Source organism: Streptomyces sp. MMG1121 (assembly GCF_001280015.1).
Taxonomy (GTDB): Bacteria; Actinomycetota; Actinomycetes; order Streptomycetales; family Streptomycetaceae; genus Streptomyces.
The window spans coordinates 46,154-71,029 of record NZ_LGDV01000198.1 but is presented as its reverse complement, the minus strand read 5'-3'; the positions used below and the strand labels follow the sequence as shown (position 1 = coordinate 71,029).

Sequence of the window (24,876 nt, the reverse complement as noted above, 5' to 3'; positions counted from 1 at the left end):
CGCATCCGCCGCATGAGTTAACCGGCATGGCCGGAGCGCGCCGGGCTCACGCGCATGCGCACGCGCCCGGCGTGCGTGGCCGGGTGCAGGGCGCGTGTTCGTGATCGTGCGCCCGGCGTGCGCTCAGAGCGCCCCGTGCCCCCTCACGACAGTTCGCCCCGTCCCTGTCGCGGCAGCCCCAGCTCCGCGGTCGCCGCCGAGTTGCAGTACTCGCGGACCGCGCTCGTGCGCGCGACCACGCGCCCCCGGTGGACCACGATCCGGCTGTAGGCCAGGGAGAGGACGCCGGACAGGCGGTCGCCGCGTACGGCCAGCAGGTCGGCGGGGAAGCCCGCCTCCACGCGCACTTCCGGCAGGCCCAGGACCGCGCGGGCCGAGGTGCTCACGGTGTCGTAGGCGTCCTGCGGGCGCAGGCCGTGGGCGGAGGCGAGGAGATAGGCCGCCTCCAGGGGGTCGCCGCGGCCGACGGGATTGGAGACGTCGCGCAGCGCGCCGCTGCCGGCCGCCACCCGCACCCCGGCCGAGCGCAGCAGTCGTACCGGAGGCGTGCCCCGGCGGTCGGTGGCGCAGCAGCCGCCCTGAGGCAGGCACACCACCGCGACTCCGGCCGCCGCGAGCTGGTCGGCGGCCCTGGAGGCGGCTTCGGCGGGCAGGCGCCCGAGACCGGCGCACGGCCCGATCGTCACGCCGGGGCGCAGGCCCCCCGCCATGGCCGCGAGCCGGGACAACCGGCCCGGATCGGTGGCGTCCGTGTGCAGGTCCACCGGACAGCCGTGTTCGGAGGCCACCTCCAGGACCGTCTCGACGTAGCCCGCGGGATCGGGGTCCAGGTCCGGGCAGCCGCCCACCACCGAGGCGCCCATCTTCAGCGCGTCGCGCAGCATCGCGAGCCCGTCGGCCCCGGCCACGCCGGTCAGCAGCCGGGGTGTCGCCACCGCCGTCAGCTCCGCGAGCCCCCGCAGCGACCGCCTCGCCTGCAGGACGGCGCCCAGTGCGCCGAGTCCCTGGACGTCGCCCACGCGCACGTGCGCGCGTACCGCCGTCGCCCCGTGCCCGAGCTGCAGTAGGGCCGCCTCCGTCGCCCTGCGCTGGACGTCTTCGGCGGCGTGCGGCACCGGGCCTGGCCGTTCGGCGGACAGGGCGGTGTCGCCGTGCGCGTGGGGTTCAGCCGGCGCCGGCAGGAGCAGATAGCCGCTGAGGTCCACGCGCACGGCGCCCGTGCGGGCCTGGCCCGGCGCCAGGCTGCCCGCCGTGCCCACCGCCTCGATGCGCCCGCCGCCGAGCCGTACGTCCACGGTCCTGCCGTCGGTGAGCCGCGCCCCGCACAGCAGCAGGGCGGCCGGGTCGGACTGTCCGGAGGATCCCGGGGAGTTCGACGGCGGATGGGGCTGCGGCTGGCTGTCGGGCATCGCGCTCCAGGGTCGAGGCCGGGCTCGGGGCGGGCCCGCGTGAGGGATGCGGGGACGTGGGCCCCCAAGATCACGCAGAGCGAGTCGAGCCTAGGGTGGCGAGCCGCGCGGGGCGCGCAGGAGCGCAATAGTCGTACCGGTGTGGTCCGCACACGGCGGTACCGGCGTCGCACCCGCGCGGGAGCGACGCCGCTGCCGTCGACGTCTACGCGCGCGTGCCTCGCTGTTCGTCCGGCGAACCCGGGCCGGTCACGCCCCCGTCGTCGCCCCCGTGCGCGAGATGCCCGGCGCGAGAAGGTCCCGCACAGGGGCCCCGTGCGGCCCGTGACCCCACTCCTCCTGCGCCCCAGGAGGCGGCTGTGCGGGCCGAGATGGGGGGCTGGCCGGGCGGCCGGATACGGATTTGGGTGAACGGCGGCGGACCGTGTAATGTCTTCATCGCTCGCCCCAATAGCTCAGTCGGCAGAGCGTCTCCATGGTAAGGAGAAGGTCAACGGTTCGATTCCGTTTTGGGGCTCTGGTGTGAGAGGTTCCCGTCGAGAGGCGGGGCCCGATCGCATCAAAGCGGTGTAGCTCAGTCGGTAGAGCAAGCGGCTCATAATCGCTGTGTCACCGGTTCAAGTCCGGTCACCGCTACTGACAGTAGCCGATTGTGGGGTCGGTCCTTCGATCGGCTACTCTTTTATGCGTTAATCCAGTCAATCCGTTCGTCTTAGGAGCACTCACGTGGCTGCCACCGACGTCCGCCCGAAGATCACGCTGGCCTGCGTGGAGTGCAAGGAGCGGAACTACATCACCAAGAAGAACCGGCGTAACAACCCGGATCGCCTTGAGATGAAGAAGCACTGCCCGCGTTGCAACGCGCACACCGCGCACCGCGAAACGCGATAATCAGGCTCGTACGCGAGGCCGTCCCCTTCCGAGGGGGCGGCCTCGCGTCGTTTCATCAGCCCGTCGGCCGGGGCCCCCGCGTTCCCCGGCCGGTTTGCGGCTAATTTGGGGCCATCACAGCAGACATCAGGAGGTACCGGGCCATGGCGCTCGACCAGTCCTTCGTTGGACGGACCTACCCGCCCACCGCGCCCTACGAGGTGGGCCGGGAGAAGATCCGCGAGTTCGCCGAGGCGGTGGGAGAGGCCAACCCGGTGTACACGGACCCGGAGGCCGCGAAGGCGTTCGGTCACTCCGATGTGATCGCCCCGCCGACCTTCGTGTTCTCCATCACCTTCCGGGCCGCGGGCCAGGTCGTCGAGGACCCCCAGCTCGGCCTCGACTACAGCCGCGTGGTGCACGGCGACCAGAAGTTCGCCTACAGCCGCCCGGTGCGCGCCGGCGACCGGCTCACGGTCACCTCCACCATCGAGGCGATCAAGTCCCTCGCGGGCAACGACATCCTGGACATCCGCGGTGAGGTGCACGACGAGGCGGGCGAGCACGTCGTGACCGCCTGGACCAAGCTCGTGGCCCGCGCGGCCGAGGAGGCGTGAGGACCTGATGACGGCGAAGATCGCGTACGACGACGTCGAGGTCGGCACCGAACTGCCGGCGCAGACCTTCCCCGTGACCCGCGCCACCCTCGTGCGCTACGCGGGCGCCTCCGGGGACTTCAACCCGATCCACTGGAACGAGAAGTTCGCCAAGGAGGTCGGCCTGCCGGACGTCATCGCGCACGGCATGTTCACCATGGCCGAGGCGATCCGCGTGGTCACCGACTGGACCGGGGACCCGGGCGCGGTCGTGGAGTACGGCGTCCGCTTCACCAAGCCCGTCGTCGTGCCGAACGACGACGACGGCGCCCGGATCGAGGTCAGCGGCAAGGTCGCGGCCAAGCTGGACGACAACACCGTCCGCGTGGACCTGACGGCGACCAGCGGCGGCCAGAAGGTGCTGGGCATGTCCCGCGCGGTCGTACGACTGGCCTGACGGCCCGCATGAAGCTCTGAGGTAAGGGGCGTCCTCCATGGTGGGACGCCCCTTACGCGCGTCTGCGGCCAGCAGGCCTTGCCAAGTTAGTGATTGAGTACTAACTTACTTTCCGTGGTCAGGATGAGCGCAGAAGAGCGACGCGAGAGCGTCATCCGCGCGGCGATCGCCGAGTTCGCGCAGAGGGGCTACTACGGCACGTCCACAGAGGCGATCGCGACCCGCGTGGGTGTCTCGCAGCCGTACCTCTTCCGGCTCTTCGCGGGCAAGAAGGCGATCTTCGCCGCCGCGTCACTGCGGTGCGTGGAGGACATCTGCCGGGTCTTTGAGGTGGCGGCCGAGGGGCTGGAGGGCGAGGAGGCCCTGCATGCCATGGCGAACGCCTATGTGCGACTGATCACGGAGCATCCCGAGAAACTCCAGATGCAGATGCAGACGTACATCACGGTCGCGGCGGCCGAGGCGGAGGGGGACCACGAGTTCGGCGAGGCCGTACGGGCCGCCTGGGTCAAGCTCTGGGACACCGTTCATGTGCCGCTGGGGGCGGACGACAGTGACACCACGACATTCCTGGCGTACGGAATGCTCATCAACACCCTCGCCGCCATGGGGTTTCCGCCCGAACACCGGGTCTGGCAGGGGATGTATCCGTCGGCCCGGATCACCGGGCGGCTGGAGAAGTAGCGGAACGAGGCGATGGTCCCGCGTCTTTCGCATCCGCGAAAGTTAGTCATCAATAACTAACTCGAAATCGCTGACAAGAGATCGCTGACAAGAGATCGCTGACAAGAGATCACTCTCTGGGGGAGAGATGTCACAGCAGACCGCACCGAGCTCAGGCCGCGGGGGCGCCGCCTGGGCCCTCGTCATCACCAGCGTCGCCGGATTCATGGCGGCCCTGGACAACCTCGTCGTCACCACCGCCCTGCCCTCCATCCGCAAGGACCTCGGAGGAGCGCTGGACGACCTCGAATGGACCGTGAGCGCCTACACGCTCACCTTCGCGGTCCTGCTGATGTTCGGCGCCGCGCTCGGCGACCGCTTCGGGCGCCGCCGGCTCTTCATCGCCGGGCTCGCCGTCTTCACCGGCGCCTCCGCCGCCGCGGCCATGGCGCCCGGCATCGGCTCCCTGATCGCCGCCCGCGCGGTGCAGGGCGTCGGCGCGGCGGTCATGATGCCGCTCACGCTGACCCTGCTGACCGCGGCCGTGCCCGCCGCCAAGCGCGGGATGATGTACGGCATCTGGGGCGCCGTCAACGGCCTCGCCGTCGCCTCCGGACCGCTCATCGGCGGCAGCCTCACCGAGCACGTCTCCTGGCACTGGATCTTCTGGCTGAACGTGCCGCTCGGCCTGGCCGTGCTGCCGCTCGCCCGGCTGCGCCTCGCCGAGTCCTACGGCACCGGCGCCCGGCTCGACGTCCCCGGCACGCTGCTCGCCAGCGGCGGGCTCTTCGGGATCGTCTACGGCCTGGTCCGCGGGCCCTCCGACGGCTGGACCGACGCCGTGGTGCTCACCGCGCTGTTCGCCGGCGCCGCCCTGCTCGCCGGTTTCGTGATCTACAGCTCGCGCGCGGCGAACCCGATGCTCCCCATGCGACTGTTCCGCTCCCGCGCCTTCGCCGGGATCAACGCGGCCAGCCTGCTGATGTTCGTCGGGATGTTCGGCTCGATCTTCCTGCTCAGTCAGTACATGCAGGGCGTGCTCGGGTACTCGCCCACCGAGGCGGGCCTCAGGATGCTGCCGTGGACCGGCATGCCGATGCTCGTCGCGCCGATCGCCGGAATCCTCTCCGACCGCATAGGCGGCCGCCCGGTCGTCGCCGCGGGCCTGTTCCTGCAAGCCGTAGGACTCGGCTACATGGCCGTCGTGGCCACTGTGGACGCCTCCTACACCGCCCAGCTGCCCGCCCTGATCCTCAGCGGGATCGGCATGGCCCTGTACTTCGCGCCGGCCGCCAACCTCGTGATGTCCAGCGTCCGCCCGCAGGAGCAGGGCATCGCCTCCGGCGCGAACAACGCGCTGCGCGAGGTGGGCGGCGCGCTCGGCATCGCCGTGATGTCGTCGATCTTCTCCGCGCAGGGCGGTTACGACAGCGCGCAGAGCTTCGTGGACGGCCTGCGGCCCGCCCTGGTCACCGGCTCGGCGGTGGTCGCCGTCGCCGCGCTCGCGGCCCTGGCGATCCCGGCCCGCCGGAGCGCCGGCCGGGTGGACGCGGGAGAGGAGCAGACGTCCGGCCGCGCAGGGGAGACCGGCCCCCTGCAAGCCGCTTCCCTGGAGACCTCCGCCCGCTGACGCGGAGGCCTCGCCGAAGGGAGCCCGCGATGCCCGTTCTTCCCCGGACCGTGCCGACTGCTGGGCCGCGGGACACGTCTTCGCCTCCCGCTTCGAGGCCCGCACCCTGGGCGGCGCCCCGCGCTTCCTCGCCCGTGCCCCGGCGGTACGGAGTCGGATCGGCCACGCGCGCGCTGCCTACGGCGCCGCCCTCAGGGAGCAGCCCCTGCGGGCGGACCTTCTGGACGCCGTCCGCCGGGAGTCCGCCGACGCGCTGAAGGCCGTCGCGCACTCCGACGCCCACCGGCCGACCTCCCGCGACAACTGCCGCCGAGCCGGGCGGAGGCGGAACGGCGGCTGAAGACGTAGACCGCGGGACGGCAGTGGCGTCCCGCGGTCACCTTCATCTGTACGCGCGCGTGGCCCTGACGGCATGGGGCCACGCGCGCGTGCAGGCAGGGCTGCGCATGCACGTTGTCGGCAGCCCGACGCGGACCGTGGGCCAGAAGGCCGGGGGAAGGGCGGCCCGCGCGTGTGCGGGGCTGTCGGAGGCGTCTCGTAGTCTTGGGCCCGTGCAGGTACTCCACGACGCCCCCCTTGCCCCGCTGACCACCTTCCGGCTGGGCGGTCCCGCGACGCGGCTGGTCACCGCCGTGACCGACGCCGAGGTGATCGACGCCGTCCGCGAGGCCGACGACAGCGGGACCCCGCTGCTGGTCATCGGCGGCGGATCGAACCTGGTCATCGGCGACAAGGGCTTCGACGGCACCGCCCTGCGCATCGCCACGCGCGGGGTCGAGCTGCGCGGTACGACGCTGGAGCTGGCCGCCGGCGAGGTGTGGACGGACGCCGTGGCCCGCGCGGTCGAGGCGGGCCTCGCCGGGATCGAGTGCCTGGCGGGAATCCCGGGATCCGCGGGCGCCACGCCGATCCAGAACGTGGGCGCCTACGGCCAGGAGATCTCCTCCACCCTCACCGAGGTCGTCGCCTACGACCGGCGTGCCGGCGAGACCATCACGCTGACGAACGAGGAGTGCGCCTTCTCGTACCGCCACAGCCGCTTCAAGGCGGACCCCGAGCGCTATGTCGTGCTGCGCGTCCGCTTCGAGCTGGAGGACGCGGGCGGGCTGTCCGCGCCCGTCAAGTACGCCGAGACGGCCCGTGTGCTCGGCGTCGAGCCCGGCGACCGGGTGCCGTTGGCCGTCGCCCGCGAGACCGTGCTGAAGCTGCGCGCCGGCAAGGGCATGGTGCTCGACGCCGAGGACCACGACACCTGGTCGGCCGGGTCCTTCTTCACCAATCCGATCGTCACCGACGAGCAGTTCGCCGTGTTCCACGCGCGCGTGCGCGAGCGGCTGGGGGAGGGCGTCGAGCCGCCCGCGTACCCGGCGGGTGAGGGCCGTACGAAGACCTCCGCGGCCTGGCTGATCGACAAGGCGGGCTTCACCAAGGGCTACGGCAGCGGGCCCGCCCGCCTCTCCACCAAGCACACCCTCGCCCTCACCAACCGCGGCGACGCCACCACGGAGGACCTGCTCGCGCTGGCCCGCGAGGTCGTCGCCGGCGTCCGCGAGGCCTTCGGGATCACGCTGGTCAACGAACCGGTGACGGTCGGCGTCAGCCTGTAGCCACCCGGACTCGGCCGACCGGCCGGGCCGGCCGTACCGGTTCAGTACGCCACTCCCACCCCCTGCTTCACCGTCCCCTCGTCGTCGATCATCGACAGCATCGCGTGCGCGACGTCCGCGCGGGCGATGAAGCGGCCCCTGCGCGGAAAGCCGCCGACGGCGGTGCGGTACCGGCCGGTGAGCGGCTTGTCCTGGAGGCGAGGCGGGCGTACGGACGTCCAGTCCGTGCTGCTGCGGGACAGCTCGGCCTCCATTGCGCGCAGGTCGGCGTAGACGTCCTTGAGGATCGCGGAGACCAGGCCGCGCATACCGCGGTCCAGCGGGCCGTCGTCCTCGGGCGCGGGGCCGACCGGGCCGGCGCTGACCACCAGCAGCCGTCGTACGCCCTCCGCCTCCATGGCCCGCAGGACCGTGCGGGTCAGCCGGGTGGCGATCCCGGCGTCCTTGCGGCTGCGCGGGCCCAGGCCGGACAGGACCGCGTCCCGGCCCCGGACCGCGGCGCGCAGGTCCTCCGAGTCGGTCAGGTCGGCGCGGACGACCTGGAGGCGGTCGCCGGTGACCCCGAGCCCGGCCGGGTCCCGTACGACGGCCGTGACCTCGTGACCGGCGTCGAGGGCCTGGCGGACCACTTCACGCCCGATCCCTCCGGTGGCGCCGAAAACGGTGAGCTTCATGGTGACTCCCGTACTACGCAGAGGTGGGTGAGCATTTACTCACCTTGTCGCCCTCTAGAGTGGGTAAGTACTCACCCACTCGTCAAGCCGATTGGACGCCCCATGGAGCCGAAGCCGGCGCGTGTCCGCATCCTCGACGCCGCCCACGAGCTGATGCTCACGGTCGGACTCGCCCGCGCCACCACCAAGGAGATCGCGCGCGGGGCCGGCTGCTCGGAAGCGGCTCTCTACAAGTACTTCGACAGCAAGGAGGAGCTGTTCGTCCGGGTCCTCACCGAGAGGCTGCCGCGTCTCACCCCGCTGCTCGGCAGTCTCGCCGCCGAACCGGGACAGGGCACCCTGGAGGGCAACCTGACCGAGATCGCGCGCCAGGCCGCACTCTTCTACGAGCAGAGCTTCCCGATCGCCGCCTCCCTGTACGCCGAGACGCAGCTCAAGAAGCGGCACGACGACGCCCTGCGGAAGATCGGTGCCGGCCCGCACATGCCGATCGAGGGCCTGGACACCTACCTGCGCGCCGAGCAGACCGCCGGCCGCGTCCGCGCCGACGCCGACACCTTCGCCGCCGCCTCCCTGCTGCTGGGCGCCTGTGCCCAGCGCGCGTTCGCCTACGAGGCGACCGACACGGGGGAGCGGCCGCCGCCGGACGAGTTCGCCGCGCGGCTCGCCAGGACGCTGCTGGGCGGAATCTCCGTCGCGGAGCCCTCGGCCCGACCCTCACGCTGAGGGCATGACAAACCCCTCCCGGACGCCCCTCCCGGACGACCCACCCGCGCGGCACACCGCGCGCAAGGGACCCTCGTGACGGTCCGCGCCGACGGGGGCCGACGGGGCACGCGCGCGTACGTCGTTTTTCCTCGGCGGCCGGGACGTGTTCGTCGAGACGGCCACTGGTTCGCCCACTGGGGCGTGCGACGCTGATGGTCCGCCCCGCCCCCGCTTCAGACGGCCGGGCGGGCCAGCCACTCGTCCACGCCGGCCAGCAGCCGTGCCCTGACGTCGTCCGGGGCGGCCGAGCCCCGCACCGACTGGCGTGCCAGCTCCGCGATCTCGGCGTCCGAGAAGCCGTGGGAGTGCCGGGCGATCTCGTACTGGTCGGCCAGCCGGGAGCCGAACAGCAGCGGGTCGTCGGCGCCGAGGGCCATCGGGACGCCCGCCTCGAAAAGCGTGCGCAGCGGGACGTCCTCGGGCTTCTCGTACACACCGAGCGCCACGTTCGACGCCGGGCACACCTCGCAGGTCACGCCCCGGTCGGCCAGCCGCTTCAGCAGCCGCGGGTCTTCCGCCGCGCGCACCCCGTGCCCGATCCGCGAGGCGTGCAGGTCGTCCAGGCAGTCACGCACGGACGCCGGTCCGGTCAGCTCGCCGCCGTGCGGGGCGGACAACAGGCCGCCCTCGCGCGCGATGTGGAAGGCCCGGTCGAAGTCCCGCGCCAGGCCACGCCGTTCGTCGTTGGACAGCCCGAAGCCGACCACGCCCCGGTCCGCGTACCGCACCGCCAGCCGGGCCAGGGTGCGCGCGTCCAGCGGGTGCTTCATGCGGTTGGCGGCGACCAGGAGGCGCATGCCGAGTCCGGTCTCCCGGGAGGTCGTGTCCACGGCGTCCAGGATGATCTCCAGCGCCGGGATCAGACCGCCCAGCCGGGGCGCGTACGACGTCGGGTCCACCTGGATCTCCAGCCAGCCCGAGCCGTCCTTGAGGTCCTCCTCGGCGGCCTCCCGGACGAGGCGCTGGATGTCCTCCGGCTCGCGCAGGCAGGAGCGTGCCGCGTCGTACAGCCGCTGGAAACGGAACCAGCCGCGCTCGTCCGTGGCCCGCAGTCTCGGCGGCTCGCCGCTGGTCAGCGCCTCCGTCAGGGCGTCGGGCAGTCGTACGCCGTACTTGTCGGCCAGTTCCAGCACGGTGTCCGGTCGCATCGAGCCGGTGAAGTGCAGGTGCAGATGGGCTTTCGGCAGTTCAGAGAGATCACGTACACGCTCCATTCCAGGATCCTGCCGTACGGACGTGTCGTCCCGGTAGCCGTTTCCCTGTTAGTGGCCTTGCTCGCACGAACGAACGAGGGGCACCTGCCGACGTCGGCAGGTGCCCCTCGTTCAAAAATGGACCGTTCAGTCCCGCATCAGTCCCGCGCCTCCGCGAGCAGCTTCTGCATCCGGCTCACGCCCTCGACGAGGTCCTCGTCACCGAGCGCGTACGACAGCCGCAGGTAGCCCGGCGTACCGAAGGCCTCGCCCGGGACGACCGCGACCTCGGCCTCCTCCAGGATCAGCGCGGCCAGCTCGACCGAGTTCTGCGGGCGCTGACCGCGGATGTCCTTGCCGATGAGGGCCTTGACCGACGGGTAGGCGTAGAAGGCGCCCTCGGGCTCCGGGCAGAGCACGCCGTCGATCTCGTTGAGCATCCGCACGATGGTCTTGCGGCGGCGGTCGAAGGCCTCGCGCATCTTCTCGACGGCGGCCAGGTCGCCGGAGACGGCGGCCAGGGCGGCCACCTGGGCCACGTTGGAGACGTTCGAGGTTGCGTGCGACTGCAGGTTCGTCGCGGCCTTGACGACGTCCTTCGGGCCGACGACCCAGCCCACGCGCCAGCCGGTCATGGCGTACGTCTTGGCGACACCGTTGACCACCACGCACTTGTCGCGCAGCTCGGGCAGGAGCGCCGGCAGGGACACGGCGGCCGCGTCGCCGTACACCAGGTGCTCGTAGATCTCGTCCGTGAGCACCCACAGGCCGTGCTCCAGGGCCCAGCGGCCGATCGCCTCGGTCTCCTGCTCGGAGTACACCGCGCCGGTCGGGTTGGACGGGGAGACGAAGAGGACGACCTTGGTCTTCTCCGTGCGCGCCGCCTCCAGCTGGTCCACGGTGACGCGGTAGCCGGTGGTCTCGTCGGCCACGACCTCCACCGGGACACCGCCCGCGAGGCGGATCGACTCGGGGTACGTCGTCCAGTACGGCGCCGGGACGATGACCTCGTCGCCCGGGTCGAGGATCGCGGCGAACGCCTCGTAGATGGCCTGCTTGCCGCCGTTGGTGACGAGGATCTGCGAGACGTCGGGCTCCCAGCCCGAGTCGCGCAGCGTCTTCGCGGCGATCGCGGCCTTCAGTTCGGGCAGGCCGCCGGCCGGGGTGTAGCGGTGGTACTTGGGGTTCTTGCAGGCCTCGACGGCCGCCTCGACGATGTACTCCGGGGTCGGGAAGTCGGGCTCACCGGCGCCGAAGCCGATCACCGGACGCCCGGCGGCCTTCAGGGCCTTGGCCTTGGCGTCCACGGCGAGGGTGGCGGACTCGGAGATCGCGCCGACTCGGGCGGAGACCCGGCGCTCGGTGGGAGGGGTTGCAGCGCTCATGGAGCCCATCGTTCCAGACTGGAAACGCCATGGGCACGCGGGTTTCACAGACTGAACAACCAGGGGGCGGGACCTGAACACGGGTCCGAATCCGGGCTCCTGCCAGGACGATCTTTGGCCGAACGGCCCCGGACGGGCACTTTCTGTTCGACGCCGGGCCGTGGACCACGTACACTCACTCCTCGTTGGCTTTCAGCAGCCGCCGCCACCGGTGCACACCGAGCACCGAGCCGGATGCGGTACGTTGGGGGACACACAAAGGGTCGTAGCTCAATTGGTAGAGCACCGGTCTCCAAAACCGGCGGTTGGGGGTTCAAGTCCCTCCGGCCCTGCTACACACACCGCCAGGATGTGTGCGCATGTACGTTCAGCAATGCACCGCCGTGCGGCTCAGAAACCGGGCGCGGCACGGCCACGACCCGGGATCAGGTGAGGACGCATGACGGACGCCGTGGGCTCCATCGATACGCCTGATGCCCAGGACGAGGTGTCCGAGTCCAAGAAGAAGGCCCGCAAGGGCGGCAAGCGTGCCAAGAAGGGCCCGCTGAAGCGCCTGGCCACCTTCTACCGCCAGATCGTCGCGGAACTCCGCAAGGTCGTCTGGCCGACTCGCAACCAGCTGACGTCGTACACCACTGTGGTGATCTTCTTCGTCGCCATCATGATCGCCCTGGTGACCGTGATTGACTATGGGCTCAACCACGCGGCCAAGTACGTCTTCGGCTGAGCCAAGAGCGAAGGGCGCCGTGGTACCGGCGCCCGTTTTCGCATGTTCCACCCCTATGTATCCAGGAAGAAGCAGCCATCGTGTCTGACCCGAACCTGAACGACGCCATCGAGCCGGACGAGACGGTGGACGACGAGCTCGACATCGTCGAGGGCGCGGACGAGCAGGACGAGTTCGAGGCTGCCGAGGCCGACGCCGGCGAGCCGGCCGAAGAGGCCGCGCTGCACGTCGAGGACGAGGACCAGGCCGAGGAGTCCGAGGAGGAGGCCGCCGCCGTCGCGGAGGCCGCCGAGGAGGAGCCTGCCGCGCCCGTCGACCCCGTCGAGGCCCTGCGCGAGGAACTGCGCACCCTGCCCGGCGAGTGGTACGTGATCCACACCTACGCCGGTTACGAGAACCGCGTGAAGACCAACCTGGAGCAGCGCGCCGTCTCGCTGAACGTCGAGGACTACATCTTCCAGGCCGAGGTGCCGCAGGAAGAGGTCGTCCAGATCAAGAACGGCGACCGCAAGACGATCAAGCAGAACAAGCTGCCGGGTTACGTCCTGGTCCGTATGGACCTGACCAACGAGTCCTGGGGCGTCGTCCGCAACACCCCGGGTGTCACCGGCTTCGTCGGCAACGCCTACGACCCGTACCCGCTGACCCTGGACGAGATCGTCAAGATGCTCGCCCCGGAGGCCGAGGAGAAGGCCGCCCGCGAGGCCGCCGAGGCCGAGGGCAAGCCCGCTCCGCAGCGCAAGGTCGAGGTCCAGGTGCTGGACTTCGAGGTCGGCGACTCGGTCACCGTCACCGACGGCCCGTTCGCCACGCTGCAGGCGACCATCAACGAGATCAACCCCGACTCCAAGAAGGTCAAGGGCCTGGTGGAGATCTTCGGTCGCGAGACGCCGGTCGAGCTCTCCTTCGACCAGATCCAGAAGAACTAGTTCTTTCTGGACGTACCGCTTCCGCGCAGGTCAGGCGGGCTGCCCACAGCCGGTCTGACCTGCTCGGTTTTTAGCCGCGCATCCATACCCGTTATCGTTGTGCGGTATGCCTGCGTCAGGATCGCGATCCTCGCGCGGGCATGGACCCGAATCGAAAGGACCCGGAGAGCTATGCCTCCCAAGAAGAAGAAGGTCACGGGGCTCATCAAGCTCCAGATCAACGCCGGTGCGGCGAACCCGGCCCCGCCGGTCGGCCCCGCGCTCGGTCAGCACGGCGTCAACATCATGGAGTTCTGCAAGGCCTACAACGCCGCGACCGAGTCGCAGCGCGGTTGGGTCATCCCGGTGGAGATCACGGTCTACGAGGACCGTTCCTTCACCTTCGTCACCAAGACGCCGCCGGCCGCGAAGATGATCCTCAAGGCCGCGGGTGTCGAGAAGGGCTCCGGCGAGCCGCACAAGACCAAGGTCGCCAAGATCACCGAGGCGCAGGTCCGCGAGATCGCCACGACCAAGATGCCCGACCTCAACGCCAACGACCTGGACGCCGCGTCGAAGATCATCGCCGGCACCGCCCGTTCCATGGGCATCACGGTCGAGGGCTGACCTCAACCCCGCAAAGCAAGACGTGGCAGGGCCTGCTCGGCCCGTAACCACGACTCCTTTCAGAACACACAGGAGCAGTTGTGAGCAAGCGCAGCAAGGCTCTCCGCGCTGCGGACGCCAAGATCGACCGGGAGAAGCTGTACGCCCCGCTCGAGGCCGTCCGTCTCGCCAAGGAGACCTCCACGACCAAGTTCGACGGCACCGTCGAGGTCGCCTTCCGCCTGGGTGTCGACCCGCGCAAGGCCGACCAGATGGTCCGTGGCACCGTGAACCTTCCGCACGGCACCGGTAAGACCGCCCGGGTCCTGGTCTTCGCGACCGGTGACCGTGCCGAGGCCGCGCGTGCCGCGGGCGCCGACATCGTCGGCGCCGACGAGCTGATCGACGAGGTGGCGAAGGGCCGTCTGGACTTCGACGCCGTCGTCGCCACCCCGGACCTCATGGGCAAGGTCGGCCGCCTCGGCCGCGTCCTCGGCCCGCGTGGTCTGATGCCGAACCCGAAGACCGGCACCGTGACCCCGGACACCGCCAAGGCTGTGACCGAGATCAAGGGCGGCAAGATCGAGTTCCGCGTCGACAAGCACTCGAACCTGCACTTCATCATCGGCAAGGCGTCCTTCGAGGACGACAAGCTGGTGGAGAACTACGGCGCCGCGCTGGAGGAGATCCTCCGTCTGAAGCCGTCCGCCGCCAAGGGTCGCTACATCAAGAAGGCCGCCATCACCACCACGATGGGCCCCGGCATTCCGGTCGACCCGAACCGCACCCGTAACCTCCTCACCGAGGAGGACCCGGCCGCCGTCTGAGCCCCGCGCTCATCCCGGTAGCCGCGTCAGGTACGCGTGACAGAGGGCGGGCCCCGCAACCTTCGAGGTGCGGGGCCCGTCCTTTCTTTGTGCGAACTTTCGTACGACTGTCAGTGCCCTGGACTAGCGTGCAGGCACAGGACTCGCAACAGGGGTGGGACGAGACATGAAGAGCACGATCGTGCGCCGGGCGACCTTTTCCCTCGCGGTGGTCGCCGCGCTGACCGGGGTGGCCGCCTGCGGCTCCGCGGGCGCCGGGAAGGGCGACAAGGCAGCCGGCCAGCCCGTGGTCCGGGTCAGCCCCATCGCCGCGCTGCGCTCCGCCGAGCAGTCCACGGACAAGGCGGACTCGGCCAAGGTGCGCTCCGTCATGTCCCTCGGCGGCGCCGTCACGACGACGATGAGCGGCGCGGTCAGCTGGCACCACGGCACCACGGGCGACCTCACCCTCACCTACACCGGCGGCAAGCTGGCCGAGGGGATGCGCAGGATCGGCATGCCGAGCATCGAGGGCCGCTTCCTGCCGGACGCCCTCTACGTGAGGATGAACGACCAGTTCGCCCAGCGCATGGCCGGCAAGCACTGGCTGAAGTACTCGTACGAGGACTACGCCAAGTCCACCGGCGGATCCGGCGCGTCCATGAAGGGCCAGCTGCAGCACAGCACGCCGAACCAGTCGGTGAAGCTGCTGCTCGCCTCCGGGGACGTGAAGAAGGTGGGCGAGGACACGGTCTCCGGAGTGCGCGCCACGCACTACGCGGGCACGATCGACGTCGCAGACCTCGCCGGCCGGAACAGGCAGCTCACCGCCGACCAGCTGGCCGCCGTGAAGAAGCAGCTCAACGAGGCGGGCATCACCACCGAGCGGGTGGACATCTGGCTCAACGGCCAGAGTCTCCTGGTCAAGTCGGTCTCCAAGGCCGACACGAAGCAGGGCCCCCTGCAGGTCACCAACTCCTACAGCGACTACGGCGTGCCGGTCTCCACCGAGGTGCCCCCGGCCGCCGACACCAAGGACTTCAAGGACCTGCTGAAGTCCCTCGGAACCCCCGGGTCGGCGAACAGCTCGACCGGCTCCACCATCGGCGTCCCCGGGGCCGGCACCGCCGTCAGCTCCTGATCCCACCGGGACCGGGGCCCGATTTGCTCGAGTGCGCCCCGGTCCCGTACTCTCCTACAGAAGCCAAAGACCGCTGGTCGTTGCCGTGCACTCGAACGAGGGTGCGGTGGCCGAAGGATCCGCTGAAAAGTGGACGACCCGCGCAGGTGTCAGTGGAAGAACTCCCGGAGCACGCGCTCTTCGTGTGTGCAGCCGGTCGAGTCCGCCCCGTGCGCCTGCGCCGGGGCGTTTCGTTTCCCCAGTCCTCCTTCGGGTCCGCGCGGTCAGAATCACCCGGAAGGAGGCCGAGGCTCTATGGCGAGGCCCGACAAGGCTGCCGCAGTGGCCGAGTTGACGGAGCAGTTCCGCAACTCCAACGCTGCCGTGCTGACCGAGTACCGCGGTCTCACCGTGGCGCAGCTCAAGACGCTGCGCCGGTCGCTCGGTGAGAACGCGCAGTACGCCGTGGTGAAGAACACGCTGACCAAGATTGCGGCCAACGAGGCCGGGATCACGACGCTGGACGACCTGTTCAACGGTCCGACGGCTGTCGCCTTCGTCACCGGTGACCCGGTGGAGTCGGCGAAGGGTCTCCGTGACTTCGCCAAGGACAACCCGAATCTCGTCATCAAGGGCGGTGTCCTTGACGGCAAGGCGCTGTCCGCCGACGAGATCAAGAAGCTTGCGGACCTCGAGTCCCGCGAGGTTCTGCTCAGCAAGCTGGCCGGTGCCTTCAAGGGCAAGCAGTCCCAGGCTGCTTCGCTCTTCCAGGCGCTGCCGTCGAAGCTCGTCCGCACCGTGGACGCGCTTCGCGCCAAGCAGGCCGAGCAGGGCGGTGCCGAGTAATTCGGCTCGCTTTCTGATCCTGGCCGCATGACGCGGCGAGGGTCTCAGCGGGCCGACGTACGCCCGCCACATCCAGTACATCCGGCACCTGCCGATTGAGTGGAAGGACCGCCATCATGGCGAAGCTCACCCAGGACGAGCTGCTTGCCCAGTTCGAGGAGATGACCCTCATCGAGCTCTCCGAGTTCGTGAAGGCCTTCGAGGAGAAGTTCGACGTCACCGCCGCTGCCGCCGCCCCGGTCGTCGTTGCCGGCGCCGCTGGTGCCGGTGCGGGCGCCGAGGCCGTCGAGGAGAAGGACGAGTTCGACGTCGTCCTCACCGGCGCCGGCGACAAGAAGATCCAGGTCATCAAGGTCGTGCGTGAGCTGACCTCGCTGGGTCTGAAGGAGGCCAAGGACCTCGTCGACGGCACCCCGAAGCCGGTTCTCGAGAAGGTCAACAAGGAGGCCGCTGAGAAGGCCGCCGAGTCCCTCAAGGCCGCTGGCGCCTCCGTCGAGGTCAAGTAACACCTCTCGGGTCCGCAGGACCCGAAGGCGCGCCGAAAGCAGCCCTGTAGGGCTGTAACGCGAACGCACCGAAGAGCGATCATCCATCCGGGTGGTCGCTCTTCGGCGTCTCCGGCGGGCCCGACCGAGGTTGCCTTGCACTCGCTACCGCGAGGGGTATGGTGATCTTCATCGTGTCTCCGGACCGTCCGCGGACCGCCCGCTTCGGACTGGGGGGCCTTGACGAACCGCACGCAGCGCGCAATTCTCAGGACGCGTCGTCACAAGGATCCGAATCCGAGGCATGGATCGGCGACGAAGAGGGCAGTATCAACGTGCGTTGAGGGCAGGCATGCCGAGGGCGTTGACGAAGGCGTTGAGAACAACGAGGGTCTCTGAAACCCGGGACTGGACATCAGTGTGCCAAGTGGCTACACTGACCCTTTGCGCTGCCTGTTAGCTGTCCCCTGCCCGTCACCAGGGGTCTGCCCTCACTCGAGCACCGATGACAAAAGCTCCCCTGACCTGGGGCTTCTGTCTCTGTGCGTGGGAGAGGGGCCGGCACGCGCGTAGTGAGTCCGAGCCCTCGGAAGGACCCCCTCTTGGCCGCCTCGCGCAATGCCTCGACCGCGAATACGAACAACGGCGCCAGCACCGCCCCGCTGCGCATCTCCTTTGCAAAGATCAAGGAGCCTCTCGAGGTTCCGAACCTGCTCGCGCTGCAGACCGAGAGCTTCGACTGGCTGCTCGGCAACACCGCTTGGCAGAGTCGGGTCGAGGAGGCTCTGGAGAACGGTCAGGACGTCCCCACCAAGTCCGGTCTGGAGGAGATCTTCGAGGAGATCTCCCCGATCGAGGACTTCTCCGGGTCGATGTCCCTGACGTTCCGGGACCACCGCTTCGAGCCGCCGAAGAACTCCATCGACGAGTGCAAGGAGCGCGACTTCACGTACGCCGCCCCGCTCTTCGTCACCGCCGAGTTCACCAACAACGAGACCGGTGAGATCAAGTCCCAGACGGTCTTCATGGGCGACTTCCCGCTCATGACGAACAAGGGCACTTTCGTCATCAACGGCACCGAGCGTGTCGTGGTGTCGCAGCTGGTCCGTTCCCCCGGTGTCTACTTCGACTCCTCCATCGACAAGACGTCCGACAAGGACATTTTCTCCGCCAAGATCATCCCGTCCCGGGGTGCCTGGCTGGAGATGGAGATCGACAAGCGCGACATGGTCGGTGTCCGCATCGACCGCAAGCGCAAGCAGTCGGTCACCGTGCTGCTCAAGGCGCTCGGCTGGACGACCGAGCAGATCCTCGAGGAGTTCGGCGACTACGAGTCGATGCGCGCCACCCTGGAGAAGGACCACACCCAGGGCCAGGACGACGCGCTGCTCGACATCTACCGCAAGCTGCGTCCGGGCGAGCCCCCCACGCGCGAGGCCGCGCAGACGCTGCTCGAGAACCTCTACTTCAACCCGAAGCGCTACGACCTCGCCAAGGTCGGCCGCTACAAGGTGAACAAGAAGCTCGGCGCGGACGAGCCGCTGGACGCCGGCGTGCTCACCACCGACGACGTCATCGCCACCATCAAGTACCTGGTGAAGCTGCACGCCGGTGAGACCGAGACGACCGGCGAGTCCGGCCGCTCGATCATGGTCGAGACCGACGACATCGACCACTTCGGCAACCGCCGCATCCGCAGCGTCGGCGAGCTGATCCAGAACCAGGTCCGTACGGGTCTCGCCCGTATGGAGCGCGTCGTGCGCGAGCGCATGACCACCCAGGACGTCGAGGCGATCACGCCGCAGACCCTGATCAACATCCGGCCGGTCGTCGCCTCCATCAAGGAGTTCTTCGGCACCAGCCAGCTGTCCCAGTTCATGGACCAGAACAACCCGCTGTCGGGGCTGACGCACAAGCGTCGTCTGAACGCCCTCGGCCCGGGTGGTCTCTCCCGTGAGCGGGCCGGCTTCGAGGTCCGTGACGTTCACCCGTCGCACTACGGCCGCATGTGCCCGATCGAGACGCCCGAAGGCCCGAACATCGGTCTGATCGGCTCGCTCGCCTCCTACGGCCGGGTCAACGCGTTCGGTTTCGTCGAGACGCCGTACCGCAAGGTCGACGAGCACGGTGTGGTCACCGACGAGGTGGACTACCTGACCGCCGACGAGGAGGACCGCTTCGTCATCGCGCAGGCCAACGCCCCGCTGAACGACGAGATGCGGTTCGCGGAGGCTCGTGTCCTGGTCCGCCGCCGTGGCGGCGAGGTCGACTACGTCGCCCCCGAGGACGTGGACTACATGGACGTCTCGCCGCGCCAGATGGTGTCGGTCGCGACGGCCATGATCCCCTTCCTCGAGCACGACGACGCCAACCGTGCCCTCATGGGCGCGAACATGATGCGCCAGGCCGTGCCGCTGATTAAGTCCGAGGCGCCGCTCGTCGGCACCGGCATGGAGTACCGCTCCGCGGTCGACGCCGGCGACGCGGTCAAGGCCGAGAAGGACGGTGTGGTCCAGGAGGTCTCCGCGGACTACATCACCACCGCCAACGACGACGGCACGTACATCACGTACCGCCTGCACAAGTTCTTCCGCTCCAACCAGGGCACCTCGGTCAACCAGAAGGTCATCGTCAACGAGGGCGACCGGATCATCGAGGGCCAGGTCCTCGCCGACGGTCCGGCCACCGAGAACGGTGAGATGGCCCTCGGCAAGAACCTGCTCGTGGCGTTCATGCCGTGGGAGGGGCACAACTACGAGGACGCGATCATCCTGTCGCAGCGCCTCGTGCAGGACGACGTCCTCTCCTCGATCCACATCGAGGAGCACGAGGTCGACGCCCGTGACACCAAGCTCGGCCCCGAGGAGATCACCCGGGACATCCCGAACGTCTCCGAGGAGGTCCTCGCCGACCTGGACGAGCGCGGCATCATCCGCATCGGTGCCGAGGTCGACGCCGGTGACATCCTCGTCGGCAAGGTCACCCCGAAGGGTGAGACCGAGCTGACCCCCGAGGAGCGCCTGCTGCGCGCGATCTTCGGTGAGAAGGCCCGTGAGGTCCGTGACACCTCGCTGAAGGTGCCGCACGGCGAGACCGGCAAGGTCATCGGTGTGCGCGTCTTCGACCGCGAGGAGGGCGACGAGCTGCCGCCGGGCGTGAACCAGCTGGTCCGCGTCTACGTCGCGCAGAAGCGCAAGATCACCGACGGTGACAAGCTTGCCGGCCGTCACGGCAACAAGGGTGTCATCTCCAAGATCCTGCCGATCGAGGACATGCCGTTCCTGGAGGACGGCACCCCGGTCGACATCATCCTCAACCCGCTCGGTGTCCCGTCCCGAATGAACCCGGGACAGGTCCTGGAGATCCACCTCGGCTGGCTCGCCAGCCGCGGCTGGGACGTCTCCGGCCTCGCCGACGACTGGGCCCAGCGTCTCCAGGCCATCGGCGCCGACCAGGTCGCCCCGCGCACCAACGTCGCGACCCCGGTCTTCGACGGTGCCCGCGAGGACGAGCTGGCGGGTCTGCTCCAGCACACCATCCCCAACCGTGACGGCGACCGCCTGGTGCAGCCGACCGGCAAGGCGCGGCTGTTCGACGGCCGCAGCGGTGAGCCGTTCCCGGACCCGATCTCCATCGGCTACATGTACATCCTGAAGCTGCACCACCTGGTCGACGACAAGCTGCACGCCCGCTCGACCGGTCCGTACTCGATGATCACCCAGCAGCCGCTGGGTGGTAAGGCGCAGTTCGGCGGCCAGCGCTTCGGTGAGATGGAGGTGTGGGCGCTGGAGGCGTACGGCGCCGCTTACGCCCTCCAGGAGCTGCTGACCATCAAGTCCGACGACGTCACCGGCCGCGTGAAGGTCTACGAGGCCATCGTCAAGGGCGAGAACATCCCCGAGCCCGGCATCCCCGAGTCCTTCAAGGTGCTCATCAAGGAGATGCAGTCGCTCTGCCTGAACGTGGAGGTGCTGTCCAGCGACGGTATGTCCATCGAGATGCGCGACACCGACGAGGACGTCTTCCGCGCTGCGGAGGAGCTCGGTATCGACCTGTCCCGGCGCGAGCCGAGCAGCGTCGAAGAGGTCTGACGGGAGTCCGGCAGGGGCCTCGCCACCGTGCGTGGCCCCCGCCGACCCCCAGGCCCCCGTTTCAGACCACAGACTTTCGACCCTGAGAGGGATTGACGCATAGTGCTCGACGTCAACTTCTTCGACGAGCTCCGGATCGGCCTGGCCACCGCTGACGACATCCGTCAGTGGAGCCACGGCGAGGTCAAGAAGCCCGAGACCATCAACTACCGCACCCTCAAGCCCGAGAAGGACGGACTCTTCTGCGAGAAGATCTTCGGTCCGACCCGGGACTGGGAGTGCTACTGCGGCAAGTACAAGCGAGTCCGCTTCAAGGGCATCATCTGCGAGCGCTGTGGCGTCGAGGTCACGCGCGCCAAGGTGCGCCGTGAGCGGATGGGCCACATCGAGCTCGCCGCGCCCGTCACGCACATCTGGTACTTCAAGGGTGTCCCCTCGCGCCTCGGCTACCTGCTGGACCTGGCGCCGAAGGACCTCGAGAAGGTCATCTACTTCGCGGCGTACATGATCACGTACGTCGACGAGGAGCGCCGCACCCGCGACCTGCCCTCCCTGGAGGCGCACGTCTCGGTCGAGCGTCAGCACATCGAGAACCGCCGCGACTCCGACCTGGAGGCCCGCGCCAAGAAGCTCGAGACCGACCTGGCCGAGCTGGAGGCCGAGGGCGCCAAGGCCGACGTGCGCCGCAAGGTGCGCGAGGGCGCCGAGCGCGAGATGAAGCAGCTGCGCGACCGTGCGCAGCGCGAGATCGACCGTCTCGACGAGGTGTGGAACCGCTTCAAGAACCTCAAGGTCCAGGACCTGGAGGGCGACGAGCTGCTCTACCGCGAGCTGCGTGACCGCTTCGGCACGTACTTCGACGGCTCGATGGGTGCCGCGGCGCTGCAGAAGCGCCTGGAGTCCTTCGACCTCGACGAGGAGGCCGAGCGTCTCCGCGAGATCATCCGCACCGGCAAGGGCCAGAAGAAGACCCGTGCCCTCAAGCGGCTCAAGGTCGTCTCCGCGTTCCTGCAGACGTCCAACAGCCCCAAGGGCATGGTCCTGGACTGCGTCCCGGTCATCCCGCCGGACCTGCGTCCGATGGTGCAGCTGGACGGTGGCCGCTTCGCGACCTCCGACCTGAACGACCTGTACCGCCGTGTGATCAACCGCAACAACCGTCTGAAGCGGCTCCTGGACCTCGGTGCCCCGGAGATCATCGTCAACAACGAGAAGCGCATGCTTCAGGAGGCTGTTGACGCCCTCTTCGACAACGGCCGTCGTGGCCGTCCGGTCACCGGCCCGGGCAACCGCCCGCTGAAGTCCCTCAGCGACATGCTGAAGGGTAAGCAGGGTCGCTTCCGCCAGAACCTGCTCGGCAAGCGAGTCGACTACTCGGCGCGTTCCGTCATCGTCGTCGGCCCGCAGCTCAAGCTGCACCAGTGTGGTCTGCCCAAGGCCATGGCGCTGGAGCTCTTCAAGCCGTTCGTGATGAAGCGCCTGGTCGACCTGAACCACGCGCAGAACATCAAGAGCGCCAAGCGCATGGTGGAGCGCGGCCGCACCGTCGTGTACGACGTCCTCGAAGAGGTCATCGCCGAGCACCCGGTGCTGCTGAACCGTGCGCCCACGCTGCACCGCCTCGGCATCCAGGCCTTCGAGCCGCAGCTGGTCGAGGGCAAGGCCATCCAGATCCACCCGCTCGTCTGCACCGCGTTCAACGCGGACTTCGACGGTGACCAGATGGCCGTGCACCTGCCGCTGTCCGCGGAGGCGCAGGCCGAGGCCCGCATCCTGATGCTGTCCTCGAACAATATCCTCAAGCCGGCCGACGGCCGCCCGGTGACGATGCCGACCCAGGACATGGTCCTCGGTCTGTTCTTCCTCACCACCGACGGCGAGCTGCGTGACGTCAAGGGCGAGGGCCGTGCGTTCGGCTCCACGGCCGAGGCGATCATGGCGTTCGACGCCGGCGAGCTGGCGCTCCAGTCGGCCGTGGACATCCGCTTCCCGGTGGGCACCATCCCGCCGCGCGGCTGGACCCCGCCGGCGCGTGAGGAGGGCGAGCCCGAGTGGCAGCAGGGTGACTCGTTCCGGCTGCGCACGACCCTGGGCCGCGCGCTCTTCAACGAGCTGCTGCCCGAGGACTACCCGTTCGTCGACTACTCGGTGGGCAAGAAGCAGCTCTCCGAGATCGTCAACGACCTGGCCGAGCGCTACCCCAAGGTCATCGTGGCGGCGACGCTCGACAACCTGAAGGCGGCCGGCTTCTTCTGGGCGACCCGTTCCGGTGTCACCGTGGCCATCTCCGACGTCGTCGTTCCCGAGGCGAAGAAGGAGATCGTCAAGGGCTACGAGGCGCAGGACGAGAAGGTCCAGAAGCAGTACGAGCGCGGTCTGATCACCAAGGAAGAGCGCACGCAGGAGCTCATCGCGATCTGGACCAAGGCGACCAACGAGGTCGCCGAGGCGATGAACGAGAACTTCCCCAAGACGAACCCCATCTTCATGATGGTTGACTCGGGTGCCCGAGGAAACATGATGCAGATGCGGCAGATCGCCGGTATGCGTGGTCTGGTGTCGAACGCGAAGAACGAGACCATCCCGCGTCCGATCAAGGCGTCCTTCCGTGAGGGCCTGTCCGTGCTGGAGTACTTCATCTCCACGCACGGTGCCCGTAAGGGTCTGGCGGACACCGCCCTGCGTACCGCCGACTCGGGTTACCTCACCCGTCGTCTGGTCGACGTCTCCCAGGACGTCATCATCCGCGAGGAGGACTGCGGCACCGAGCGTGGTCTCAAGCTCAAGATCGCGGACCGCGGCGCGGACGGCGTGCTGCGCAAGGCGGACGACGTCGAGACCAGCGTGTACGCACGTGCGCTGGCCGAGGACATCGTCGTCGACGGTGTGGTGCTGGCCCCGGCCAACACCGACCTGGGCGATGTGCTCATCGACGAGCTGGTCAAGCACGGCGTCGAGGAGGTCAAGACCCGCTCGGTCCTGACCTGCGAGTCCGCCGTCGGCACCTGCGCGATGTGCTACGGCCGTTCGCTGGCCACCGGCAAGCTGGTCGACATCGGTGAGGCGGTCGGCATCATCGCCGCCCAGTCCATCGGTGAGCCCGGTACCCAGCTGACGATGCGTACCTTCCACACCGGTGGTGTGGCCGGTGACGACATCACCCAGGGTCTGCCGCGTGTCGTCGAGCTCTTCGAGGCCCGTACCCCGAAGGGTGTCGCCCCGATCTCCGAGGCCAACGGCCGCGTGCGGATCGAGGAGACCGAGAAGACCAAGAAGATCATCGTCACGCCGGACGACGGCAGCGACGAGACGGCGTTCCCGATCTCGAAGCGCGCCAAGGTCCTGGTCCGCGAGGGCGATCACGTCGAGGTGGGCCAGCAGCTCACCGTGGGTGCCACCAACCCGCACGACGTGCTGCGCATCCTGGGTCAGCGTGCCGTCCAGGTCCACCTGGTCGGCGAGGTCCAGAAGGTGTACAACTCGCAGGGTGTGTCGATCCACGACAAGCACATCGAGATCATCATCCGGCAGATGCTCCGCCGTGTGACGATCATCGAGTCCGGCGACGCCGAGCTGCTGCCCGGTGAGCTGGTCGAGCGCTCCAAGTTCGAGACCGAGAACCGTCGCGTGGTCCAGGAGGGCGGTCACCCGGCCTCCGGTCGTCCGCAGCTGATGGGTATCACCAAGGCCTCGCTGGCGACGGAGTCCTGGCTGTCGGCCGCCTCCTTCCAGGAGACGACCCGAGTCCTGACGGATGCGGCGATCAACGCCAAGTCCGACAGCCTCATCGGCCTCAAGGAGAACGTCATCATCGGTAAGCTCATCCCGGCCGGTACGGGCCTGTCCCGCTACCGCAACATCCGGGTCGAGCCGACCGAGGAGGCCAAGGCCGCGATGTACTCGGCCGTCGGCTACGACGACATCGACTACTCGCCGTTCGGCACCGGCTCCGGCCAGGCCGTTCCGCTGGAGGACTACGACTACGGTCCGTACAACCAGTAAGCGAGCAGCATGAAGGGCGGCCACTCCCACTGC

At 69.0% G+C, this 24,876-nt stretch carries 21 protein-coding genes and 3 tRNA genes; 20 read left to right on the top strand and 4 right to left on the bottom strand.

Features of this window, described 5'->3' with window-relative positions:
* Positions 1-143: 143 nt before the first annotated feature.
* Positions 144-1,409: an amidohydrolase family protein gene (locus ADK64_RS24065; protein ID WP_053661915.1), complete on the bottom strand. Its 1,266-nt coding sequence runs from the start codon at positions 1,407-1,409 to the stop codon at positions 144-146.
* Between the two features lie 444 nt (positions 1,410-1,853).
* Between ADK64_RS24065 and ADK64_RS24060 the strand changes: the two genes are divergently transcribed.
* The 8 genes from ADK64_RS24060 to ADK64_RS24025 all read left to right on the top strand — a co-directional run bounded on the left by ADK64_RS24060 (position 1,854) and on the right by ADK64_RS24025 (position 7,232).
* Positions 1,854-1,926, top strand: a tRNA-Thr gene (locus ADK64_RS24060).
* Positions 1,927-1,972: 46 nt separating this feature from the next.
* Positions 1,973-2,045, top strand: a tRNA-Met gene (locus tag ADK64_RS24055).
* Between the two features lie 90 nt (positions 2,046-2,135).
* Positions 2,136-2,300, top strand: a complete 165-nt coding sequence (gene rpmG / locus ADK64_RS24050) for a 50S ribosomal protein L33 (RefSeq protein WP_003948671.1) — start codon at positions 2,136-2,138, stop codon at positions 2,298-2,300.
* Positions 2,301-2,443: 143 nt separating this feature from the next.
* The gene (locus ADK64_RS24045) at positions 2,444-2,896 is read left to right on the top strand and encodes a MaoC family dehydratase N-terminal domain-containing protein (protein ID WP_053661914.1); all 453 of its coding nucleotides are present in this window, start codon (positions 2,444-2,446) and stop codon (positions 2,894-2,896) included.
* Positions 2,897-2,903: 7 nt separating this feature from the next.
* Complete coding sequence (locus ADK64_RS24040) at positions 2,904-3,332, top strand: MaoC family dehydratase (RefSeq protein WP_053661913.1); 429 nt, start codon at positions 2,904-2,906, stop codon at positions 3,330-3,332.
* A 114-nt stretch (positions 3,333-3,446) separates the two neighbouring features.
* Positions 3,447-4,016, top strand: a complete 570-nt coding sequence (locus ADK64_RS24035) for a TetR/AcrR family transcriptional regulator (RefSeq protein WP_078992802.1) — start codon at positions 3,447-3,449, stop codon at positions 4,014-4,016.
* 127 nt (positions 4,017-4,143) lie between these two features.
* Positions 4,144-5,625, top strand: coding sequence for an MFS transporter (locus ADK64_RS24030; RefSeq protein WP_053661911.1), 1,482 nt, complete (start codon positions 4,144-4,146; stop codon positions 5,623-5,625).
* Positions 5,626-6,146: 521 nt separating this feature from the next.
* On the top strand, positions 6,147-7,232 hold the full coding sequence (locus ADK64_RS24025) for a UDP-N-acetylmuramate dehydrogenase (protein WP_267888561.1): 1,086 nt from the start codon (positions 6,147-6,149) through the stop codon (positions 7,230-7,232).
* 41 nt (positions 7,233-7,273) lie between these two features.
* On the opposite strand, the gene ADK64_RS24020 is transcribed toward ADK64_RS24025, so the two are convergent.
* Entirely contained in the window at positions 7,274-7,906 is a 633-nt protein-coding gene (locus ADK64_RS24020) for an NAD(P)-dependent oxidoreductase (protein ID WP_053661909.1), read from the bottom strand.
* A 102-nt stretch (positions 7,907-8,008) separates the two neighbouring features.
* On the opposite strand from ADK64_RS24020, the gene ADK64_RS24015 reads away from it, so the two are divergent.
* A complete protein-coding gene (locus tag ADK64_RS24015) occupies positions 8,009-8,632 on the top strand; it encodes a TetR/AcrR family transcriptional regulator (protein WP_053661908.1) in 624 nt (207 codons plus the stop codon).
* Between the two features lie 215 nt (positions 8,633-8,847).
* Here the strand turns inward: ADK64_RS24015 and ADK64_RS24010 are convergent, their stop codons facing one another.
* Together ADK64_RS24010 and ADK64_RS24005 are read right to left on the bottom strand one after the other, a co-directional pair.
* Positions 8,848-9,888, bottom strand: coding sequence for an adenosine deaminase (locus tag ADK64_RS24010; protein WP_053661907.1), 1,041 nt, complete (start codon positions 9,886-9,888; stop codon positions 8,848-8,850).
* 137 nt (positions 9,889-10,025) lie between these two features.
* Complete coding sequence (locus ADK64_RS24005; protein ID WP_053661933.1) at positions 10,026-11,252, bottom strand: pyridoxal phosphate-dependent aminotransferase; 1,227 nt, start codon at positions 11,250-11,252, stop codon at positions 10,026-10,028.
* Between the two features lie 259 nt (positions 11,253-11,511).
* On the opposite strand from ADK64_RS24005, the gene ADK64_RS24000 reads away from it, so the two are divergent.
* From ADK64_RS24000 to ADK64_RS23955, 11 genes are all read left to right on the top strand, one after another.
* A tRNA-Trp gene (locus ADK64_RS24000) sits at positions 11,512-11,584 on the top strand.
* Between the two features lie 107 nt (positions 11,585-11,691).
* Positions 11,692-11,979: a preprotein translocase subunit SecE gene (gene secE / locus ADK64_RS23995; RefSeq protein ID WP_053661906.1), complete on the top strand. Its 288-nt coding sequence runs from the start codon at positions 11,692-11,694 to the stop codon at positions 11,977-11,979.
* An 80-nt stretch (positions 11,980-12,059) separates the two neighbouring features.
* Entirely contained in the window at positions 12,060-12,908 is an 849-nt protein-coding gene (gene nusG, locus ADK64_RS23990; RefSeq protein WP_053661905.1) for a transcription termination/antitermination protein NusG, read from the top strand.
* A gap of 171 nt (positions 12,909-13,079) precedes the next feature.
* Positions 13,080-13,514 (top strand): 50S ribosomal protein L11, encoded by a 435-nt coding sequence (gene rplK / locus ADK64_RS23985; protein ID WP_018543896.1) that lies wholly within the window; start codon positions 13,080-13,082, stop codon positions 13,512-13,514.
* 80 nt (positions 13,515-13,594) lie between these two features.
* Positions 13,595-14,320, top strand: coding sequence for a 50S ribosomal protein L1 (rplA, locus tag ADK64_RS23980; protein ID WP_053661904.1), 726 nt, complete (start codon positions 13,595-13,597; stop codon positions 14,318-14,320).
* Between the two features lie 166 nt (positions 14,321-14,486).
* A complete protein-coding gene (locus ADK64_RS23975) occupies positions 14,487-15,440 on the top strand; it encodes a hypothetical protein (RefSeq protein ID WP_053661903.1) in 954 nt (317 codons plus the stop codon).
* A gap of 294 nt (positions 15,441-15,734) precedes the next feature.
* A complete protein-coding gene (gene rplJ / locus ADK64_RS23970; protein WP_053661902.1) occupies positions 15,735-16,265 on the top strand; it encodes a 50S ribosomal protein L10 in 531 nt (176 codons plus the stop codon).
* Positions 16,266-16,381: 116 nt separating this feature from the next.
* A complete protein-coding gene (gene rplL / locus ADK64_RS23965; RefSeq protein ID WP_053661901.1) occupies positions 16,382-16,771 on the top strand; it encodes a 50S ribosomal protein L7/L12 in 390 nt (129 codons plus the stop codon).
* A gap of 158 nt (positions 16,772-16,929) precedes the next feature.
* Positions 16,930-17,094: a hypothetical protein gene (locus ADK64_RS46080; protein WP_159046322.1), complete on the top strand. Its 165-nt coding sequence runs from the start codon at positions 16,930-16,932 to the stop codon at positions 17,092-17,094.
* A 258-nt stretch (positions 17,095-17,352) separates the two neighbouring features.
* Positions 17,353-20,841 (top strand): DNA-directed RNA polymerase subunit beta, encoded by a 3,489-nt coding sequence (gene rpoB / locus ADK64_RS23960; protein ID WP_053661900.1) that lies wholly within the window; start codon positions 17,353-17,355, stop codon positions 20,839-20,841.
* Positions 20,842-20,943: 102 nt separating this feature from the next.
* Entirely contained in the window at positions 20,944-24,843 is a 3,900-nt protein-coding gene (locus ADK64_RS23955) for a DNA-directed RNA polymerase subunit beta' (protein WP_053661899.1), read from the top strand.
* Positions 24,844-24,876 lie beyond the last annotated feature (33 nt).

What these genes read in the sequence shown, in the direction of transcription:
- ADK64_RS24065 (WP_053661915.1), bottom strand. Translation starts at nt 1,409, where the DNA reads ATGCCCGACAGCCAGCCGCAGCCCCATCCGCCGTCGAACTCCCCGGGA.
- ADK64_RS24045 (WP_053661914.1), top strand. Translation starts at nt 2,444, where the DNA reads ATGGCGCTCGACCAGTCCTTCGTTGGACGGACCTACCCGCCCACCGCG.
- ADK64_RS24040 (WP_053661913.1), top strand. Translation starts at nt 2,904, where the DNA reads ATGACGGCGAAGATCGCGTACGACGACGTCGAGGTCGGCACCGAACTG.
- ADK64_RS24030 (WP_053661911.1), top strand. Translation starts at nt 4,144, where the DNA reads ATGTCACAGCAGACCGCACCGAGCTCAGGCCGCGGGGGCGCCGCCTGG.
- ADK64_RS24020 (WP_053661909.1), bottom strand. Translation starts at nt 7,906, where the DNA reads ATGAAGCTCACCGTTTTCGGCGCCACCGGAGGGATCGGGCGTGAAGTG.
- ADK64_RS24015 (WP_053661908.1), top strand. Translation starts at nt 8,009, where the DNA reads ATGGAGCCGAAGCCGGCGCGTGTCCGCATCCTCGACGCCGCCCACGAG.
- ADK64_RS24010 (WP_053661907.1), bottom strand. Translation starts at nt 9,888, where the DNA reads ATGGAGCGTGTACGTGATCTCTCTGAACTGCCGAAAGCCCATCTGCAC.
- ADK64_RS24005 (WP_053661933.1), bottom strand. Translation starts at nt 11,252, where the DNA reads ATGAGCGCTGCAACCCCTCCCACCGAGCGCCGGGTCTCCGCCCGAGTC.
- secE (WP_053661906.1), top strand. Translation starts at nt 11,692, where the DNA reads ATGACGGACGCCGTGGGCTCCATCGATACGCCTGATGCCCAGGACGAG.
- rplK (WP_018543896.1), top strand. Translation starts at nt 13,080, where the DNA reads ATGCCTCCCAAGAAGAAGAAGGTCACGGGGCTCATCAAGCTCCAGATC.
- ADK64_RS23975 (WP_053661903.1), top strand. Translation starts at nt 14,487, where the DNA reads ATGAAGAGCACGATCGTGCGCCGGGCGACCTTTTCCCTCGCGGTGGTC.
- rplJ (WP_053661902.1), top strand. Translation starts at nt 15,735, where the DNA reads ATGGCGAGGCCCGACAAGGCTGCCGCAGTGGCCGAGTTGACGGAGCAG.
- rplL (WP_053661901.1), top strand. Translation starts at nt 16,382, where the DNA reads ATGGCGAAGCTCACCCAGGACGAGCTGCTTGCCCAGTTCGAGGAGATG.
- ADK64_RS46080 (WP_159046322.1), top strand. Translation starts at nt 16,930, where the DNA reads ATGGTGATCTTCATCGTGTCTCCGGACCGTCCGCGGACCGCCCGCTTC.